Origin of the sequence: Photobacterium galatheae, assembly GCF_000695255.1 — a bacterium.
Taxonomy (GTDB): domain Bacteria; phylum Pseudomonadota; class Gammaproteobacteria; order Enterobacterales; family Vibrionaceae; genus Photobacterium; species Photobacterium galatheae.
Genome location: NZ_JMIB01000017.1, coordinates 14,324 through 32,917, shown reverse-complemented (window position 1 = coordinate 32,917; position 18,594 = coordinate 14,324). Strand labels below are relative to the sequence as shown.

The window sequence follows — 18,594 nt, the reverse complement described above, 5'->3', positions numbered from 1 at the left end:
ACCTTAGATGTGTTCTGTTCGTCTTACAGTGACAGGAACAGACCTGCAATGGTTGCAGACATCAGGTTAGACAGCGTACCTGCAGCCACGGCTTTCATACCGAAGCGAGCGATTTCGTGACGACGGCTTGGCGCCAGACCGCCCAGACCACCCAGCAGGATTGCAATCGAAGACAGGTTTGCAAAACCACACAGTGCGAAAGAGATGATCGCTTTGGTCTTCTCAGACATTGCAACGCCTGTTTGAGCAATCACCATGCCGCCATCAGCCACATCTTTCAGGTAAGGTGTGAAGTTCAGGTAAGCAACGAACTCGTTCACAACCAGTTTCTGACCGATGAATGAACCGGCAACTTCAGCTTCGTTCCATGGCACACCAATCAGGAAGGCCAGTGGCTTGAAGACATAACCCAGGATCAGTTCCAGAGTCAGCTCAGGCATACCGAACCAACCGCCGATACCACCCAGCATACCGTTGATCAGCGCAATCAGACCGATGAACGCCAGCAGCATCGCACCCACGTTCAGGGCCAGTTGCATACCAGAAGAGGCACCCGCTGCCGCTGCATCGATCACGTTTGCAGGCTTGTCGTCGTGGCTGTCATCATCGCCGCCCATTTGCTCAACAGGCTTATCCGTTTCCGGCTTGATGATTTTTGCAAACAGCAGACCACCCGGAGCCGCCATGAAAGATGCCGCGATCAGGTATTCCAGAGGAACACCCATCGACGCATAACCTGCCAGTACACCACCAGCAACAGACGCCAGACCACCACACATGACCGCAAACAGCTCAGACTGAGTCATCTTCGGTACAAACGGACGCACAACCAGAGGTGCTTCAGTCTGACCGACGAAAATGTTTGCTGTTGCAGACATGGATTCGGCACGAGAAGTACCCAGTGCTTTTTGCAGCGCACCACCCAGAATGTTGATCACAAACTGCATCACACCCAGGTAGTACAGCACGCTGATCAGCGCAGAGAAGAAGACGATAACAGGCAGTACTTTCAGTGCGAAGACGAAACCGCCGCCACCGAAGACTTCAAACATCTTGCCTGATACCAAGCCGCCGAACAGGAAGGAAATTCCCTGGTCACCGTAGCTAATGACATTGGCAACAGCTTGAGATGCACCATACAGCACATCACGGCCTACCGGTACATACAGAACGAATGCACCAAAGAAGAATTGGATGGCAAACGCGCCCCCAACAGTACGTAAGTTAATCGCTTTGCGGTTATCAGACAGCAGCACGGCTACCAGCAGCAGCACAACCATCCCAACCAGGCTCATAAACAAGCTCATAGTTTATGGCATCCCTATAGTTAAATTTTGGCGTCTCGACAATTCGGCTCTCAAGGAGTCGGGCGCATTATACGCATGGCAACAATCAGCATGTAATGCACACGTCACACTTTAGTTGGCAACCGAGTGAAAGTTGAACATCAAGTGTGATAACAGTCACACTCAAATTCCACCTGATGCACAACGAAAAGCCAAAAAAACGTCAGAATCTTCAAATATGAGAAGGTAATGCAAACAAGACTTCTGCATTTTTGTGAGTGGCCTGTGCTAACTGAGACACAGATTCTGATCTCAATTCGGCCAAAGCATTCAACACCTGCACCACTCTGTCCGGACGATTCGGCTCTCCCTGAAAACCCGCCGGTGGCATATCCGGCGCATCGGTTTCTAACAACAATGCATCAAGGGGCAACTGAGCTATTGTAGTGCGAGTTTTATTCGCCCGGCGATAGGTGATCGTACCACCAACACCAATTTTGATACCTAGATCAAGAAGTTGAATCGCTTGCTGCAAACTGCCACTGAAAGCATGATAAACACCTCCCCGAATGGGTGGGCAGCATTTCAGACATTGCAGCAATTCGGGGAAAGCCTTCCGGCAGTGAAGAATCACAGGCAAATTGTACTGGTTGGCCAGAGAAAGTTGCGCCACCAGCCAGTCCATTTGCTGCTGGCGGTCCGCATCCGGAATAGCGAAATCAAGCCCGCATTCGCCCACAGCAACACAGCACGGGTCATCCCGGGCCTGTTCCAGCGCCTGTTCCAGCCGGGCCAGCGTCTCTGGGCCGTGCTCCTCTGCAAAGTACGGATGCATCCCCAGCGCGTAGAAAAGCGCAGGCTGACCGGGCTGCCGGGCCGCCTCACACAAGCGTTTCACCTGCTGCCAGTTTCGCTCCCCGACCGACGGGATCACGATATGGCTGACACCGGCCTGCCGGGCCAAGTCGAGATAGTCGCCGGAATTGTCCGCAAAGGGCGGGAAATCAAAATGGCAGTGGCTGTCAATCAGTCGCATGAAAATCACCTGTGCCCTCGGTGTGGGTTTGGCTTTGGGTTTGAGCCTGAGACGCGGTCTCGTTCTGGGTCTGACAGGCTTTCAATCGTGCTGCCCGTTGCGCAGGATGACGGGCATCATCTTCATCATAGCGAATCGGCGCACAACAACGTCGGTTTTCCGGGATCAATCCCATGCGCTCGCACCAGGCGTCGTACCTTGCAAGCCAAGCTCGAATGGTGTTTCGCATCTGTATTTCCTCAAAATAGCCTGATCCTGATGATGTCAGGCATGTGGGTTCAATCATGATCTTTTGATGCATTCCGTACTGAAACACAGAAACCAGAGCGCTGTGAATCACTGCGTCACCAAAATTTTTCGCGATTCACCCCAAGTTTTCCGGCATTTCACATCAATAGCTGCCGTTTATGATACTAAGCATCATAAAACTCATAAAAACGACTTTAGAATGAAAAAGCTCAGCTCCTTACTTTTCTGTCTTTCGCTGGCAGCCTGCGGCGGTGGCAGTGATACAAAAAATGACGGCCAGCATGCAGGCGGACAAAACGGGGCGAGCTTACCCCTGGATCCGATTCATGCGGCCGTGAAACTGGGTGACCCCCGCCTCTTGCCCAACGACAGCACCGCACTGGAACAACGAATTGCATCAATCATCAGCGCAGAGCATGCCAGCCTGGCCTCAGTGCAGAGCCAGATTTTTGGCCAGAATGCGATCCAATACGATCCCGGCAGAAACTCCCGATATTTCAGCCTGAAGCACCTGACCAGTGCGAGAGAGCTGATCACGGGAAATCAGGGCTACCCCCTGGTGACCCTGAGTGATGCAAAGGCACGACGCAGCGTGGCCTTTGGTACCAACATTCTGCGTGAACTGGATGCCGGCTCACACGGCGATTTTGCATCAAACATGCAAAACATCATCGACTGGCTGCTGGTCCCTGCGCTCAGCACTGGCCGTTCCAGCCTCAAGGTGTCGTTTACGCTGATCAGCAGCAGCCACTTCAATCAATCGAAAAACTGGCTGCAAAGCCGCTATCCGAACCTGACGTTTACCCTGTGTGAAGATGAAACACAGTTATCTGACTGTCTGTCACAGGCCGATCTCGTCATCACAGGTACCAGCGGATCGTTCAGCGAACAGACTGTCACGACTGCGCTGGATGCCGTCGCAGCCCGAAAGCGCGCTATGCTCTATGTACATACCAACAGCTGGAACTCAACACCGCTGACCAACCCGGTTCTGAGCTACTTTGGTGTTCAGACACAAGCTGTCGGTGGTGCGGGCAACTACTTTGCGCAGGACAAAGCCACCTGGTCTTCAGCAGCCGACATGCGGGCCAAGACCGGCTCTCTGTCCGGTATCGAGACACTGCTCACCCGTCTCCGGGACAACAATTTCAGCTTCCATATTGCTGACTGTGAAGATGATAACAACAGCTGTGACAATATCCCGGCTTTCAGCACCGAGTTTCTGACGCCGGCAGAATCGCTGCGTGCCATTGTCCGCAATCTTGATGAATCCGCCACTGATATCTTCACGCTGCCGGATGACTACACGCTGGAAAAACACCTGATCCTGCTTGCGGATCAATACCGGAAAAGCGTCCGTTTCCCGATGTCGAAAAACACCACGCCGACACTGGCCTTCTTAAGGAGTTACTTTGCCGACCATCTGGTGTATCACACACGTCAAATCAATCCGGTTCAGCCTGATCTGGGAAATTTCAGCCGGACTGATTTCAGCCACGTCACCCCGGCCCGTAAAACTGTCACACTGACCAGCCGAACACCGTGGCGTGCCGCCGGGGTCTATGCACTACCGGGTCAGACGCTGACCGTCACCCGGACGGACAACAGCAACGTGGCCGCCAGCATTTTTATCAATACCCAACGCGCAACCTCGACCAAACCTATGGCGCCCAATCATGGCTATAACCGGCCGAAGTTCCTGCAATCGCATCCGGTGACAATCCGGGCCGGAGAGACCCGCCACCTCACCTCGCCTTATGGCGGCCCAGTCCAGATTGGCTTTTCGGATAAAGGCACTGCAATGAGCTTTGCCTTCCGCAACATTGGCCTGCATCCGTACTGGAAACCCGGCGGTGATGACGCCGCTTTCATTGCAGCCGTGAATCACAACGCCTACGACTGGGCAGAAGTGACGACCGAGCATTTTGAGGTCCATTCAAGAAACAGCCGGATGCAGACCACACTGTCTGAAAACAGCCGCTGGGATACGCCGGGTGAAATGGCAACCTTTATCCAGACTTACCACCACAGCGCACTCCGGGCACTGGCGGGCTATCAGGGTGAGCACATCGCACCGATCAGCGAAGTCGATTCCTTTGCCGCTGCGCATTCACTGACGATTCCTGAATGGGATCGGGTCCAGCATATGAATGCCGACCAGCCGACCTGCGGCTACGGCTGCTCTGGGAATCCTTACGATGCCGGCTGGGCTTTTAGTGTGCTGGGGCATGGTGATCTGCATGAAGTCGGACATAACGTTGAAAGCGGACGCTTTAAATTCAACGGTTTTGAAGGCCATGCCACCACCAACTTCTATTCCTATTATGCGAAGTCTCTGGCAACTGTGAATGAGCCGGGCTACGAGCACCAGTGCCAGTCCCTGCCTTTCGACACCATTCTGGCCGATATCCAGCAAAGTCAGCTGGAAGCCGATCCGGCTGCCTATATGGCGGGACGGGGGTACAGCAGCTGGAGTCAGGGCGCGGCATTGATCGTCGAAATGATGATGCATGCGCAGGACAAAAGCGCCCTGAGCAATGGCTGGCACCTGATCCCGCGACTACATCTGCTGGACAAAGCGTTTTCTGATGCCGATAACGATGATGCCAGCTGGGATGCCAGAAAGGCTGCGCTGGGCTTCTCCAACTATACCCGCGCTGAAGCGGGGACGCTGGACAATAACGACTGGCTGCTCATCGCTGCCAGTTATACGACGGGCCTCGACTACCGGCCGTATCTGGATTTGCTGGGCCTGAGCTACAGCAGCAAAGCCAGCAGTCAGGTTGCCGCATTCGGCAATCCAGCCGTTGACAAGGCGTTTTTCAAGCCCGCCTCAAACAGCGATTACTGCACCAGTCTGAACCAGCCAAAGACCTACTTCTGAGGCGGAAATTACCGACAAAAAAGCCCCTGATTTCAGGGGCTTTTTGTTTCAGTGCAGCGCACTATTTTCGTTCAGCGCATGCGCTCAGTTCAGCGGATTAGTGCTCACGGGTTGCGCGGAAATCGACTTCCGGGAAGCGCTCTTTCGCCAGATTGAGGTTCACCATGGTTGGCGCGATGTACGTGAGATTGTCTCCACCGTCCAGTGCCAGGTTTACTTCATTCTTGCGGCGGAATTCGTCGAGTTTCTTCGCGTCATCACATTCTACCCAACGCGCGGTCGCGACGTTCACCCCTTCGTAAATCGCTTCAACGTTGTACTCAGATTTCAGACGGGCGACCACCACGTCAAACTGAAGCACACCGACAGCACCGACGATCAGATCATTGTTCTGCAACGGACGGAACACCTGAACCGCACCCTCTTCCGACAACTGCACCAGACCTTTCAGCAGTTGCTTCTGCTTCAGTGGATCTTTCAGGCGGATACGACGGAACAGTTCTGGGGCAAAGTTCGGGATTCCGGAGAACTTCAGGCTTTCACCCTGTGTGAACGTATCACCAATCTGGATCGTTCCGTGGTTGTGCAGACCGATGATGTCACCGGCATAGGCATTTTCAGCACGGGCACGATCACCGGCCATAAAGGTCACAGCATCCGAAATACTGACATTTTTGCCGGTCCGGACATGGTTCATCTTCATGCCCTGCGTATAAGTACCGGAAACAATCCGCATGAAGGCAATCCGGTCACGGTGTTTCGGATCCATGTTTGCCTGGATCTTAAACACGAAACCCGAGAATTTCTCTTCCTGCGCTTCCACCGGACGCTCATTCGCCTGACGCGGCAACGGTGCAGGTGCCCATTCAGTCAGACCATCCAGCATGTGGTCAACACCGAAGTTACCCAGTGCCGTACCGAAGAAAACTGGCGTCAATTCACCGTTCAGGAATAACTCACGATCGAACTCGTGCGATGCCCCCAGAACCAGTTCCAGCTCGTCGCGAAGCTGCCCTGCCAGGTCTTCACCCACGGCTGCATCCAGCTCCGGGTTATCCAGACCTTTGACAATTCGTACGTCCTGAATCGTATGACCCTGACCGGTCGCGTACAGAATTGTTTCGTCACGGTGGATGTGATACACCCCCTTGAACTCTTTCCCGCAACCAATCGGCCAGCTCACTGGTGCACAGGCAATGTTCAGCTCACTTTCCACTTCATCCAGCAGTTCCATCGGATCACGGATGTCGCGGTCAAGTTTGTTCATGAATGTAACGATTGGCGTATCCCGCAGACGGGTCACTTCCATCAGCTTACGGGTCCGATCCTCAACACCTTTCGCCGCATCAATCACCATCAGACAGGAGTCTACTGCCGTCAGTGTACGGTAGGTATCTTCCGAGAAATCTTCGTGTCCCGGGGTGTCGAGCAGGTTGACCAGACAATCGTTATACGGGAACTGCATCACGGAAGTGGTGACCGAGATGCCCCGCTCTTTTTCCATTTCCATCCAGTCAGACTTGGCATGCTGATTTGAACCGCGGCCTTTGACCGTACCGGCACGCTGCAAAGCGTTTCCGAACAGCAGGACTTTTTCTGTAATCGTGGTTTTACCCGCATCCGGGTGAGAAATGATGGCAAACGTACGGCGTTTACCCACTTCAGTTAAAAAAGACATATTCAGTGAAGATCCAATTATCGAATAAAGTCAGCCCAGGCTGGCCAGCTTTCTGGCCCAGACGCCCGGTATTCCAGTTGAGTTTGACCCGGTTCAATCCGGGCATTGGCTTGATTAACCTGTGGTTACATCCTGGCCTCTGTTCGCTCTTCTGTGCCGTTTCGGCGATGGGAATGACGCTGTACCAGGCCATCGTGAGATGGCTGGGGGATTAAGATGGCGGAATTATACGCAAAGTCGGGGCAAAGAAACAGTCACTCGCAGCCAAAGCTGCGAGCTTCTTGTGATGTGCAAAGCCAAAGCCCGAGCAATCAATGGCTGCGGGCATTCAATCCGGTACTCGGACGGGCTGTTCTGCCACGATCCAAGCTTGAAAAGACCGGAGCCGTCACTCAGCAGCCAGCACGGTTGCAGCCTTATCCAGCACTTTCACGACGGGTTTTGGCAGGCTGTCCATATCGAGACTATCGAGCAGGTTTTTCACGGCCAGTCCCAGCTCGGTATCGCCTTCCATCTTCAGCCGGCGCTGAAAAAACAGGGTATCCGGATCCACCTGCCGGGCTGCGATGCGCAGCAGATCCCGGCTTGCGGCTCGCATCACCGCGTCAGGTTCTGCCACCGCGGGCTGCACGGCCAGCCGCTCCTGTACCAGAGTCACAGTGAATTGCCAGTCGATATCTTCCACGGCAATGGCCACGGTTCGTCCGGCCAGAAAATCCAGCTCGCCCTCTGCAATCGCCTCACTGAACACTTTGTCGAGTCCCTGCTCAATCAGCGTCTGATGGACAAAAAAAGGAGTCAGTCGACAATGCAGGCGAAGCAGCCTCGGGGCAAGCTCATGGATCAGGGAAAATTTAGGTGAATACACCTTGCTGTCCTCTTCAATTCGATGTGATGCCGCCATCCTAGGCCAACACCAGACGCTGCTTCCTGCGGTAAATCAATGTTTTTACCTGTCTGCTGCGTGAGAGCACACGTCCGTACACACGCCTGATCACTGGCCAGAGACGCGAAAACACCGCAAAACCTGAGTCATATCAACACGGCCGTCAGCCAGCACAATAAGATGTCGGGCAGTATTTTGTGAACCATCAGGATCATTCACATGGAGCTGCTCTGCCCGGCAGGCAACCTGCCCGCACTCAAAACCGCCATCGACCATGGTGCCGATGCGGTCTACATCGGTTTTAAAGACGACACCAACGCCCGGCATTTTGCCGGTCTGAACTTTGAAGGCAAACGTCTGGCGCAAGCGGTGGACTATGTCCGCAAACACGACCGTAAGCTGCATATTGCCCTGAATACCTTCGCCCACCCCGACGGCTTTCACCGCTGGCAGCAGGCAGTCGACAAAGCCGCCGCACTGGGCGTCGATGCGCTGATCGTCGCTGACATTGCCGTGCTGGATTACGCATCGCGCCGCTATCCGGATCTCGAACTGCACTTGTCGGTTCAGGCGTCAGCTACCAATACTGAAGCCATTGCCTTTTACCGCGAGAACTTCAATGTGAAGCGTGTGGTGTTGCCCCGGGTGCTGTCGATTCATCAGGTCAGACAGCTGGCACGCAATACCGATGTTGAACTGGAGGTCTTCGCCTTCGGCAGCCTTTGTATCATGGCCGAAGGGCGCTGTTATCTGTCGTCTTATCTCACAGGGGAATCGCCGAACACCGTCGGTGCCTGCTCACCGGCCAAATTTGTCCGCTGGCAGGAAACGCCGCAGGGGCTGGAGTCACGGCTCAACGGCATTCTGATCGACCGCTATCAGGATCATGAAAAAGCGGGGTACCCGACCCTGTGTAAAGGGCGTTTCGAAACCTGCGTCAAGGGTCAGTCCCAGCGCTCCCACGTGCTGGAGTCTCCGACCAGTCTCAATACCCTGAGCCTGTTGCCTGAGCTATTTGCGGCCGGGATTGCCTCGGTCAAAATTGAAGGTCGTCAGCGCAGTCAGGCCTATGTCGCGGAAGTTACGCGTACCTGGCGACAGGCTATCGACAGCTACCGGGCCAGTCCGGATGCTTATCAAGTCCGGCCAGACTGGGAGCAAGCACTAAGCGACTTATCAGAAGGGTCACAAACCACACTGGGTGCCTATCAGCGACAGTGGCAATAAATAACAGGAGAACAACGATGAAATATTCACTGGGGCCACTGTTATATTTCTGGCCGAAAACCGATGTCGCGCAATTCTATGAAGCCGCTTGTCGCAGCGAGGCAGACACGGTTTATCTGGGCGAAACCGTCTGTGCCAAACGGCGGGAGATGAAAGTCCGGGACTGGCTGGAGCTAGCTCAAATGCTGGCGGCTGCGGGCAAGGAAGTTGTGCTATCCACACAGGCATTGCTTGAAGCGCCAAGCGAAGTGAATGTCCTGAAAAAATACATCGATAACGGTGAATTCAGCATTGAAGCCAATGATGTCTCGGCCATTCATCTTGCACGGCAACACAAGGTACCTTTTGTCGTCGGACCGGCGGTCAATTGCTACAACGCTCAGACCATAGCACTGTTTCTGAAACAAGGGATGACCCGCTGGTGTATGCCGGTGGAACTGTCACGGGAATGGCTGGTACATGTGCTGCAAGACTGTGACGCACAAGGCATTCGGGATCAGTTCGAGACCGAAGTCTTCAGTTATGGCTACCTGCCGCTCGCCTACTCCGCACGCTGCTTTACCGCCCGGGCTGAAGGCCGAGGCAAGGATGAATGTGAGACCTGCTGTATTCATTATCCAGAAGGACTCGCCGCAAACAGCCAGGAAGGACAGCGCCTGTTTACCCTCAACGGTATCCAGACCCAGTCTGGTTACTGCTATAACTTGATCAATGATTTACCCGGAATGCAGGGGTTGGTTGATGTGGTTCGAATCAGCCCGCTCGGTATCGACACACTGAAAACTCTGGCGGCGTTCAAAACCGCTGAACTGGCCTCTGAGCGGCACCCGATAGCAGACCCGATTCAGTGTAACGGCTACTGGCACCGGCTGTCTGGTCTGGAGATGCAGACGGTCTGAGCAGCCATTCTGGACGGCCTGACACATCTGGCAGTCTCACGATTCAGAAACAAGCCCTCAGCATCAAAAAAGGCTGCCCTGATTCAGGTGCAGCCTTCGCTGACGCGCAGAACTCAGAAGCAATTACGCGTTCGCACGCAATGTTTTCGCCGCGGCAACCATGTTCTTCAGTGCCGGCAACACTTCAGCCCACTGACGGGTTTTCAGACCACAGTCCGGGTTCACCCACAGGCGCTCAGCAGGAATACGCTGCGCAGCCAGTTGTATCAGTTTCACCATCTGTGCTTCGGTCGGAATGTTCGGCGAGTGAATATCGTACACACCCGGACCAATTTCATTCGGATACCTGAAGTGATCGAATGCATCCAGCAGTTCCATGTCTGAACGCGAGGTCTCAATGGTGATTACATCAGCATCCATGTCTGCAATCGAGGCGATGATGTCATTGAATTCGGAGTAACACATGTGGGTATGAATCTGCGTTTCATCCGCCACACCGTTGGCCGTGATCCGGAAAGATTCAACGGCCCAGTTCAGGTATTCCTGCCACTCGGACTGACGCAGCGGCAACCCTTCACGCAGCGCAGCTTCATCGATCTGAATGACTTTCACGCCGGCTTTTTCCAGATCCAAGACTTCTTCGCGGATCGCCAGTGCCAACTGGTAACAGGATACGGCGCGTGGCTGATCATCACGGACAAAAGACCAGTTCAGAATCGTCACAGGGCCGGTCAGCATGCCTTTCATGGGTTTGTCGGTCAGCGACTGAGCATACTGAGTCCAGGCCACCGTCATTGCGTTCGGACGACTGATGTCACCGAACAGAATTGGCGGCTTCACACAACGGGAACCGTAAGACTGCACCCAGCCGAACTGACTGAAGGCATAGCCGTCCAGTTGCTCACCGAAATATTCAACCATGTCGTTACGTTCTGCTTCTCCGTGCACTAACACATCAAGCTCCAGCGCTTCCTGCTCACGCACCGCGTGGGCGATCTCCGCTTGCATCTGGCGGATATAGGTATCCTGATCCAGCTCCCCTTTCTTGAATTTCAGACGCGCCTGACGGATTTCAGCCGTCTGCGGGAATGAGCCAATAGTGGTCGTTGGGAACGCAGGCAAATTCAGGTGGGCTGTCTGCCTGGCAATCCTTTCGGCATAGGGATGCTGACGCTGACCCAGCGCCGGGGTAATCGCAGCCACGGCGGCCTGAACATCCGGGTTATTCACACGCGTTGACTGACGACGGCTGTCGATCGCTGCCTGATTGTCTGCCAGCACCTGCGCCACCGATTCACGGCCTTCATTTAATGCACGGGACAGCACGGACAGTTCGTCCAGTTTTTGCAAGGCAAAGGCCAGCCAGGATTTAATTTCCGCATCCAGCTTCTGTTCACTGTTCAGATCAACCGGCACGTGCAGCAGGGAACAGGAAGGCGCGATCCACAAACGTTCCCCCAAATCACGGGCAATCGGCTCCAGCCAGTTCAGCACAGCATTCAGATCCGTTTTCCAGATATTCCGGCCGTTGATTACCCCAAGCGACAGGGTTTTGTCCGCCGGCAACGCCGCAATCACAGCATCCACTTCCTTGCGACCACGAACCGCATCCACATGCAACCCCTGGACCTGCAGGTTCACCGCCAGCGACAGGTTTTCTTTCAGTTCGCCGAAATAAGTCGCCAGCAGCAGCTTCACCTTGCCCTGATTCAGGGTTTGATAGGCTTTCTCTAATGCCTGCTGCCATTCCGCAGACAGTTCAGTCACCAGAATCGGCTCGTCAATCTGTACCCACTCAACGCCTTTCTCAGCCAGCAAACTGAGCAATTGCGCATAAACCGGTAACAGTTGTTCCAATAAATCCAGCTTATTCGAGCTATCTTTTTCCTTACCCAGCCACAGGTAAGTCACTGGGCCAACCAGGATAGGCTTCGCTGCAACGCCCTGTGCTTGCGCTTCTTCCAGTTGTGCCAGCAGACGCTGAGGATTGAGTTCGAAACGGGTGTCTGCCGTAAATTCAGGCACAATGTAGTGATAGTTGGTATCGAACCACTTCGTCATCTCACCAGCGTGAACACAGCTGCAGCCACTGTCATGGGCAGAGCGGCCCCGGGCAACCCGGAAGTAATTGTCCAGCTCATCGCCCGCCAGCCCTTCAACACGGGCCGGAATATTCCCCAGTGTGAAGCTGGTGTCCAGCACCTGATCATAAAAAGAGAAATCGCCAACCGGGGTCAGATCCAGTGCAGACTGGTGTTGCCAGTGTTTCTGACGCAGACCTGCAGCCAATTCGGTCAGTTCACCTTGTGTGCTTTCGCCTTTCCAGTACTTTTCCAGTGCAAATTTCAGTTCGCGGTTTGCGCCGATACGCGGGAAACCCAGGTTATGAATTTTAGCCATCTGTACGTCCTCCAAAGTTGTTGAAGACATCTTATGGCTATCTAATGATGAATTAAAATGGCATTATTTCATCAACCTATGAATACTAATCATGAATTAAGGAAAAACCATGATTGAACGCAGCCATCTGGCGATTCTGCGGGAAGTTCACCGGCGGGGTTCGCTGACCGCCGCCGCCGATGCCCTCTATCTCAGCCAGTCAGCACTCAGCCACAGCATGAAGAAGCTGGAGCAGCAGCTCGGCACACCGGTCTGGAGCAAGTCCGGCCGAAACCTGCACTTTACACAGGCCGGGAACTACCTCTTGCGCCTGGCCGAAAGAGTCTTGCCACAATTTGAGCATGCCGAAGCACAGATGCAGCAGTTTGCCAGTGGCCAGCGCGGCACCCTGCGTATCGGAATGGAATGCCATCCTTGCTATCAATGGCTGCTGAAAGTTGTGAATCCTTACCTCAAAACCTGGCCGGATGTGGATGTGGACGTGAAACAGAAGTTTCAGTTTGGCGGGCTGGGCGCACTATTCGGTTATGAAATTGATGTGTTGGTGACGCCTGATCCGCTGCTGCGGCCGGGCATCCGGTATATCCCGGTCTTTGACTATGAACAGGTGCTGGTGGTGAATGAACAGAGTCCGCTGGCGGCGGCTGAATACATCGCGCCGGAAATGTTGATGGATAAAACACTCATCACTTATCCCGTTGAGCAAAGCCGGCTGGATATCTACACCAGTTTTCTCACACCGGCCAAGTGTAGCCCACGGAAGCATAAACGGATTGAAACCACAGATATTATGTTGCAGATGGTGGCAGCAGACCGTGGCGTCGCGGCGCTCCCCAAATGGCTGGCCAAGGAATATGAAGAAAAATTGCCGATCGTTTCTGTCCGACTGGGAATAACCGGCATTCACAAAAATATTCATCTCGGCGTCAGAGAAACCGATCTGAATATTGATTATCTGAGCGCCTTTATTACGCTGGCAGACTCGCTGTCTGAACACAGTAAGACAGGCGCGGAATAATCAGAGTTCAGCCTTCATCATCAGCGCATCTTCGCGGCCGGTCGCACTGATGGTGCTATCGGCCCGGTAGTAATTTTCCCGGCGGCTGATCAGGGTAAAACCATTCGCCAAATACAACTGGCTGGCGCGGACATTACTGGCGCGAACTTCCAGCCAGATCTCTTCCGCATGTTCGGCTTGTGCAGCAGCCACAAAAGCCGCCAGTAATTGACGGCCCAGCCCCTGCCCCTGTCGCTGCGGATCAACCGCAATATTGAGCAAACTCGCCTCGCCGGCCACCGATTGACCGAAACAATAGCCCGCCACTTCGCCATCAATCAACAGAGTCAGATTCAGGGCAAACCGGCCCGGCGTTTCCCGGATCTGACTTTCCGTCCAGGGGAAGGGATGTGCGCGCTGCTCAATCGCCCACACATCATCCAGATGGGCCGGTAACATAGGAATGAATTCAACCATTGAATGCACAGATCTGTTGCCACAGAGCTTTTTTATCTGCAGGGCGATGATGCATCTGACTCAGTGCCGCCGAATGCAAAACATGACAGTCGCTCGGCGCAACCCCCTCACAACCTGCAAACCAGCACCAGGTCAGATGATGCTCACCTAAATCAGCCAGCGCATGCGGTGGCAAGGTCAGTGCCTGTGCCGGGGTCAGTTTCATACTGCGCAGAATGTTGCCAAACAGCCAGGCATCATGTTCATTCAGAATATCTGTCGTCACAAACAGCAACTGGCAACTTTCCGGTAAATCAATCACAGGCTGAGACAGCGCCGGAAAGCAATCCGGTTTCCGAATCTGCCAGCTGGTCAGCCCCATTTCCTGAAGAATCTGGATATCTCTTTGTTGCATCGTTCTTTTCTTTTTAGAGCGTATTATGAGAGCGCTGAAAATGGTGCGCTATACGCCACCAGCCCCTGATGCCCGTTCAGCGAGTCAGGCAATAACTCCTGCACCATAAAGGACTCTTCCGGCACCGGCCAGCTGCAATGCAGCCCATGTTCCGCCGCTGTCACAAATCCGGCCTTGTGATAATACTGACTGTCACCCAGCACGACGACCACCGGATAACCCAGCTCTGCCAGGATCTCTGTCGCTTCCTGCATCAGGGTCTGACCAATCCCCTGACCACGATAGTCTTGCTTCACACACAAGGGCGCCAAACCCTGCCAGCCATTGTCCTGACCATCTACAGTCACCGGACTGAAGAAAATATGCCCGATCACGTCACCTTCATCCGAGCTGGCCACCAGCGACAACGTCCGCTGGCCTTGTTCGCGCAAAGCCATCACCAGCTCTGCTTCAGCCGGGGTATCAAATACCTCTTTCAGTAAGGCATCAATGGACAGAATGTCCGATGGCACTTCAGTTCGTATCAGCATAATCATCCTCAGAAAAACAGTCACCAGACTGTTTACAGTCCATATTGTGCGGGCTGGCCAGAACGATAACAACCTCTTTCTTTACGCGGGCCAGTATCCCTGTCCTGTTCATCACTGTCATGAATGGCTTTCATCCCGCCCCTGGAAACAGCAGGACTGATCGCTCAATATTTGAACAAGCAAAATTTTGTTTTTCCGTTTCTGAAACCAAAATTCAGGAGAATTCTTGTAAAAATGACCGGAAAAGTTGACTTGGAAGGTTTCATGCCTGAGGCGTATCGCTATCATCGGCCAACACATTCCTTATTCAAAACACAGTGTTAGCGATGAATACTGAAAACAGCGTTGTCATATTTTTGTAACCAATGTCAATAAATCCATATTTTTTGCCCCATAATTCAAAGTTTTCTCACGAATGCATGAAATTTTGACAATTCGCTATTTTCTGACGTTATATTACGGGTACGACTTAGCCAGACAAGGGCATCCAAAGGGTGTCAACTGAAACAGATCATATCGCCATGCCGACTGAATTCATCAACAATTGGTTTTTTCAACTGACAGGCAACAGCCCATTCCTGTTCGCTATTCTGGATAAGCATCATTGCTACACCGCTGTGAACCAGCACTATAGCCAACTGAGCGGCCTCAACTGTGAAGAATTAGTGGGCTGCACCGACGCTGACATTCTGGGTCAGGGTTTTTATGAATCACTGAAGCCTTATTACGAACGTGCTTTTAAAGGCGAGTGTGTTGAAGGCGATATTATTCTGGACGAGCACCGCCATCACACCAGTCTGCATTTCAGCCTGTCACCGCTGAGAAATGAAACCGCAGAGATCACCCATGTCGTATTACATGCCATTGACACTTCAGAGCGCCTTCAGTTAGCCAATGCCGTTGCTGAGCGGGAAGATCAATTCAACCAGCTTTGTCAGCTCATGGCCGACGGCTGCCTGCTCATTGAGAAAAATCAGATCCTGTCAGCAAATGCTGTCGCAGCACAACTTCTGGGGTTTTCGTCCACAGAGGCCATCATTGGTGAAGATCTCGGGCAACTGCTGATCGACAGCCGGAATAACCGTCCTTTTGGTGAGCAGTTGGCAGAATTGAGTCGTGGCAAAACCTACCACTGCCTGACCAGCCCACAATGCCAGACGGAACATGCCTTAACCCTGACACAGGGCGACATTCAGCTCGTCGGCTCCCCTGCCAGTCTTGTGGTCCTGAAACAACCGCAGAAACAGCAGGTACATCCCGATCAGGTCGAACAGCTGATTCATACCGATCCACTGACCGGACTCTATAACCGCCATGGTTTCAGCCGACGTCTGGAACAAATGATCAGCCGCCAGATCCCGCTGGTGATGCTGTATCTGGATATTGATAACTTTAAGAACATTAATGATTCACTGGGCCACCACATCGGCGATCGCGTCCTTCAGGAGATCTCTCACCGCCTCCGCCAATTACTGCCAGAGAATGCTGTGATTGGCCACCTTGGGGGAGATGAGTTCGGCATTCTGCTGCCAGAGCCTGTTCAGACGGATATGGGAGAGCAAGTTTCAAAGAAAATTATTGCGCTGGTCAACCAGCCCTTTGACTTGATGCATTTCAGCAAGCATCTCGCCTGCTCCATTGGGATGGTGAATTATCCGGGCAATGGCAGTGATGCCCGGTTGCTGCTTCAGCATGCAGATACAGCTATGTATGAAGCCAAAAACCGGGGCCGGAACCGTCTGGTTACCTTTGATGAAACGATGAATAAAGAAGCCAGAATGCGTTTATGGCTTGAAATCGAACTACAGAAAGCGCTGCAGAATAAAGGGCTGGAAGTTTGGTATCAACCGAAAGTCAGTGCGCGCGATTTCTCCATTCATGGTGCGGAAGCACTGGTTCGCTGGAAGCATCCGATTGAAGGCTATATCAGTCCGGCTCAGTTTATTCCTGTTGCAGAACGCTCCGGGCTGATCGAGCAGTTGGGTAAAGTTGTAATGCGGGAAGTGTTTACAACGGTCAAGCGATGGAAAAAACAAGGACTACTGCCAGGCCGGGTGGCGATCAACCTGTCCCCACAGCAGTTTGGCAATCCAAACCTGATCCAATATGTGTCTGATTTACAACGCACCACTGAGGTGAACCCGGACGATATCACCTTCGAGCTGACTGAAAGCGCCATGATGGGAGAAAACGAACACACAATTCAGATGCTGAACGCCATCAAGAAACTTGGGTTTGCGTTGTCGATCGATGATTTCGGCACCGGCTATTCATCCCTGTCTTACCTGGCCCGTTTTCCATTGGATGAACTGAAAATTGACCGGGCTTTTATCAAGGATCTGGAAACCATCCCGAAACAGCTAACCCTGATCGAAAACATCATTAATCTGGGGAAATCGCTCAATATGTGCGTCGTCGCAGAAGGCGTCGAAACCCGCCAGCAGGCTGCGCTGCTGTCGAATCTCAACTGCGATTACATTCAGGGCTTCCATTTTTTCCGCCCATTGCCGAAAAATGACTTGGAAACCATTTTGCTCAAAAACTTTCGAACCCGGTATTAACAATCACTCAGGTACTTCACCGACAGCCTCTCTTTACCTACCGTCCATGGTGGATTTCCTGCTGTGAGATAATCTCTTCTGTCCGGCGCAGCATATATTCTTTGAATGCCTGGCAACGAGCAGGCATCGGGTGCCGGGGACGAAAGTAAAGATTGATATCAAACTGACTGGCGACAAAGTCGGTCAGCAACACCTGAAGTTCACCCGAATCCAACCCTGCTTTAATCACTGAATGGGGCAGATAGGCAATCCCAGCGCCACGTATGGCCATATCACGCAATATTTCACTGTTATCGCACTCCAGCGCATCACTAATCGTCACCGCCCGATTGATCCCATTCAAACGGAAGTACCAGCGGTTCCCTCCAACCAGTGAGCTGGCGTACAGGCAGCGGTGCTCACGCAAAGCTTCTGGCTCCTCTGGCACACCGCAACGAGCCAGGTATTGGGGGGAAGCACAGGCATACAATGGCTCACTCAGTAATAACCGGCGAATCAGCAAAGAATCTTTTTCTTCGGTTTCCCGGTTCGTTGCTTTTGCCCGAATAATAAAATCAACGTGAAGCGGATCGGTCTCACCGGCTTCAATAAATAACCGGAAATTCACTTGCGGATGCATTTCCATATACTCAGCAATGATTTCCCGCAGATAGTAAGCTGCGTACAGCGGCGTTGACGAAATACTAATCACGCCCCGCTGCTCGTCCGCCATGCTGCCCACTTCAGAACAAATCGTATCGATTTCAGGTAAAAGCGAAGAAAAGCGGCGGTACAACATTTCCCCAGCATCCGTCGGAACCAGTTGCCGTGTACTCCGTTTGATCAATTCCACAGCCATCAGCCCTTCCAACTCTTTGATCCACCGACTCGCAGCGGCAGCCGAGATCCCCCAGGCTTCAGCGGCCTCCCGAAACGAGCCATGCTGGATCACCGAGCAGAAAAACACGATTTTATCTAACTGTTGCTGGCGAGGATTGATCCCGACCAGTTGCTGAGTCATAGCACATTCCTTTTGGGTTGATAGATTTGTCTGGATATCCAACCCAGACATTCAGCACAGCCTTGAGTCTGTGAACTCTAAAGATGGCTG

Annotated in this window: 16 protein-coding genes; 6 read left to right on the top strand and 10 right to left on the bottom strand. The window is 53.0% G+C overall.

The window, feature by feature from the left end:
* Positions 1-23 precede the first annotated feature (23 nt).
* The 3 genes from EA58_RS08530 to EA58_RS21810 form a co-directional block, all read right to left on the bottom strand.
* Positions 24-1,307, bottom strand: a complete 1,284-nt coding sequence (locus tag EA58_RS08530) for a NupC/NupG family nucleoside CNT transporter (protein ID WP_036751403.1) — start codon at positions 1,305-1,307, stop codon at positions 24-26.
* 211 nt (positions 1,308-1,518) lie between these two features.
* Positions 1,519-2,322: a TatD family hydrolase gene (locus tag EA58_RS08525; RefSeq protein ID WP_235199579.1), complete on the bottom strand. Its 804-nt coding sequence runs from the start codon at positions 2,320-2,322 to the stop codon at positions 1,519-1,521.
* Positions 2,309-2,551, bottom strand: coding sequence for a hypothetical protein (locus tag EA58_RS21810; RefSeq protein WP_152547969.1), 243 nt, complete (start codon positions 2,549-2,551; stop codon positions 2,309-2,311). The genes EA58_RS08525 and EA58_RS21810 overlap by 14 nt, the downstream gene beginning before the upstream one ends.
* A gap of 219 nt (positions 2,552-2,770) precedes the next feature.
* Here EA58_RS21810 and EA58_RS08515 point away from each other — a divergent pair, with 219 nt between their 5' ends.
* Positions 2,771-5,455: an ImpA family metalloprotease gene (locus EA58_RS08515; protein ID WP_051641962.1), complete on the top strand. Its 2,685-nt coding sequence runs from the start codon at positions 2,771-2,773 to the stop codon at positions 5,453-5,455.
* 97 nt (positions 5,456-5,552) lie between these two features.
* Here EA58_RS08515 and prfC read toward each other — a convergent pair whose 3' ends face one another.
* The gene (gene prfC / locus EA58_RS08510; RefSeq protein ID WP_036751399.1) at positions 5,553-7,133 is read right to left on the bottom strand and encodes a peptide chain release factor 3; all 1,581 of its coding nucleotides are present in this window, start codon (positions 7,131-7,133) and stop codon (positions 5,553-5,555) included.
* A 5-nt stretch (positions 7,134-7,138) separates the two neighbouring features.
* Here prfC and EA58_RS21545 point away from each other — a divergent pair, with 5 nt between their 5' ends.
* Positions 7,139-7,348, top strand: a complete 210-nt coding sequence (locus EA58_RS21545) for a hypothetical protein (protein WP_152547968.1) — start codon at positions 7,139-7,141, stop codon at positions 7,346-7,348.
* Between the two features lie 173 nt (positions 7,349-7,521).
* Here EA58_RS21545 and ubiT read toward each other — a convergent pair whose 3' ends face one another.
* Positions 7,522-8,001, bottom strand: a complete 480-nt coding sequence (gene ubiT, locus EA58_RS08505; protein WP_161781022.1) for a ubiquinone anaerobic biosynthesis accessory factor UbiT — start codon at positions 7,999-8,001, stop codon at positions 7,522-7,524.
* Positions 8,002-8,238: 237 nt separating this feature from the next.
* Here ubiT and ubiU point away from each other — a divergent pair, with 237 nt between their 5' ends.
* Both ubiU and EA58_RS08495 read left to right on the top strand, forming a co-directional pair.
* Positions 8,239-9,246: a ubiquinone anaerobic biosynthesis protein UbiU gene (ubiU, locus tag EA58_RS08500; RefSeq protein ID WP_036751397.1), complete on the top strand. Its 1,008-nt coding sequence runs from the start codon at positions 8,239-8,241 to the stop codon at positions 9,244-9,246.
* Between the two features lie 17 nt (positions 9,247-9,263).
* Positions 9,264-10,145 (top strand): U32 family peptidase, encoded by an 882-nt coding sequence (locus tag EA58_RS08495; protein WP_036751394.1) that lies wholly within the window; start codon positions 9,264-9,266, stop codon positions 10,143-10,145.
* A 123-nt stretch (positions 10,146-10,268) separates the two neighbouring features.
* On the opposite strand, the gene metE is transcribed toward EA58_RS08495, so the two are convergent.
* Complete coding sequence (gene metE / locus EA58_RS08490; protein ID WP_036751392.1) at positions 10,269-12,545, bottom strand: 5-methyltetrahydropteroyltriglutamate--homocysteine S-methyltransferase; 2,277 nt, start codon at positions 12,543-12,545, stop codon at positions 10,269-10,271.
* Between the two features lie 109 nt (positions 12,546-12,654).
* Between metE and EA58_RS08485 the strand changes: the two genes are divergently transcribed.
* A complete protein-coding gene (locus EA58_RS08485; RefSeq protein WP_036751390.1) occupies positions 12,655-13,563 on the top strand; it encodes a LysR family transcriptional regulator in 909 nt (302 codons plus the stop codon).
* Here the strand turns inward: EA58_RS08485 and rimI are convergent, their stop codons facing one another.
* Genes rimI through EA58_RS08470 form a run of 3 tightly spaced genes read right to left on the bottom strand, consistent with a single transcriptional unit; the run spans position 13,564 to position 14,943 of the window.
* Positions 13,564-14,019 (bottom strand): ribosomal protein S18-alanine N-acetyltransferase, encoded by a 456-nt coding sequence (gene rimI / locus EA58_RS08480; RefSeq protein WP_036751388.1) that lies wholly within the window; start codon positions 14,017-14,019, stop codon positions 13,564-13,566.
* On the bottom strand, positions 14,012-14,413 hold the full coding sequence (locus EA58_RS08475; RefSeq protein WP_036751386.1) for a DNA polymerase III subunit psi: 402 nt from the start codon (positions 14,411-14,413) through the stop codon (positions 14,012-14,014). The genes rimI and EA58_RS08475 overlap by 8 nt, the downstream gene beginning before the upstream one ends.
* Positions 14,414-14,436: 23 nt before the next feature.
* Positions 14,437-14,943 (bottom strand): GNAT family N-acetyltransferase, encoded by a 507-nt coding sequence (locus tag EA58_RS08470; protein ID WP_036751384.1) that lies wholly within the window; start codon positions 14,941-14,943, stop codon positions 14,437-14,439.
* A 521-nt stretch (positions 14,944-15,464) separates the two neighbouring features.
* Between EA58_RS08470 and EA58_RS08460 the strand changes: the two genes are divergently transcribed.
* Complete coding sequence (locus EA58_RS08460; protein ID WP_036751380.1) at positions 15,465-17,504, top strand: sensor domain-containing protein; 2,040 nt, start codon at positions 15,465-15,467, stop codon at positions 17,502-17,504.
* A 37-nt stretch (positions 17,505-17,541) separates the two neighbouring features.
* Here the strand turns inward: EA58_RS08460 and EA58_RS08455 are convergent, their stop codons facing one another.
* A complete protein-coding gene (locus EA58_RS08455; RefSeq protein ID WP_036751378.1) occupies positions 17,542-18,504 on the bottom strand; it encodes a LysR family transcriptional regulator in 963 nt (320 codons plus the stop codon).
* Positions 18,505-18,594 lie beyond the last annotated feature (90 nt).

Bases quoted from the DNA above. Each gene is read 5' to 3' on its own strand.
- EA58_RS08485 (WP_036751390.1), top strand. From the start codon at position 12,655: ATGATTGAACGCAGCCATCTGGCGATTCTGCGGGAAGTTCACCGGCGG.
- metE (WP_036751392.1), bottom strand. From the start codon at position 12,545: ATGGCTAAAATTCATAACCTGGGTTTCCCGCGTATCGGCGCAAACCGC.
- EA58_RS08460 (WP_036751380.1), top strand. From the start codon at position 15,465: ATGCCGACTGAATTCATCAACAATTGGTTTTTTCAACTGACAGGCAAC.
- EA58_RS21810 (WP_152547969.1), bottom strand. From the start codon at position 2,551: ATGCGAAACACCATTCGAGCTTGGCTTGCAAGGTACGACGCCTGGTGC.
- EA58_RS08530 (WP_036751403.1), bottom strand. From the start codon at position 1,307: ATGAGCTTGTTTATGAGCCTGGTTGGGATGGTTGTGCTGCTGCTGGTA.
- prfC (WP_036751399.1), bottom strand. From the start codon at position 7,133: ATGTCTTTTTTAACTGAAGTGGGTAAACGCCGTACGTTTGCCATCATT.
- EA58_RS08525 (WP_235199579.1), bottom strand. From the start codon at position 2,322: ATGCGACTGATTGACAGCCACTGCCATTTTGATTTCCCGCCCTTTGCG.
- EA58_RS08470 (WP_036751384.1), bottom strand. From the start codon at position 14,943: ATGCTGATACGAACTGAAGTGCCATCGGACATTCTGTCCATTGATGCC.
- EA58_RS08515 (WP_051641962.1), top strand. From the start codon at position 2,771: ATGAAAAAGCTCAGCTCCTTACTTTTCTGTCTTTCGCTGGCAGCCTGC.
- EA58_RS08475 (WP_036751386.1), bottom strand. From the start codon at position 14,413: ATGCAACAAAGAGATATCCAGATTCTTCAGGAAATGGGGCTGACCAGC.
- ubiU (WP_036751397.1), top strand. From the start codon at position 8,239: ATGGAGCTGCTCTGCCCGGCAGGCAACCTGCCCGCACTCAAAACCGCC.
- rimI (WP_036751388.1), bottom strand. From the start codon at position 14,019: ATGGTTGAATTCATTCCTATGTTACCGGCCCATCTGGATGATGTGTGG.
- EA58_RS08455 (WP_036751378.1), bottom strand. From the start codon at position 18,504: ATGACTCAGCAACTGGTCGGGATCAATCCTCGCCAGCAACAGTTAGAT.
- EA58_RS08495 (WP_036751394.1), top strand. From the start codon at position 9,264: ATGAAATATTCACTGGGGCCACTGTTATATTTCTGGCCGAAAACCGAT.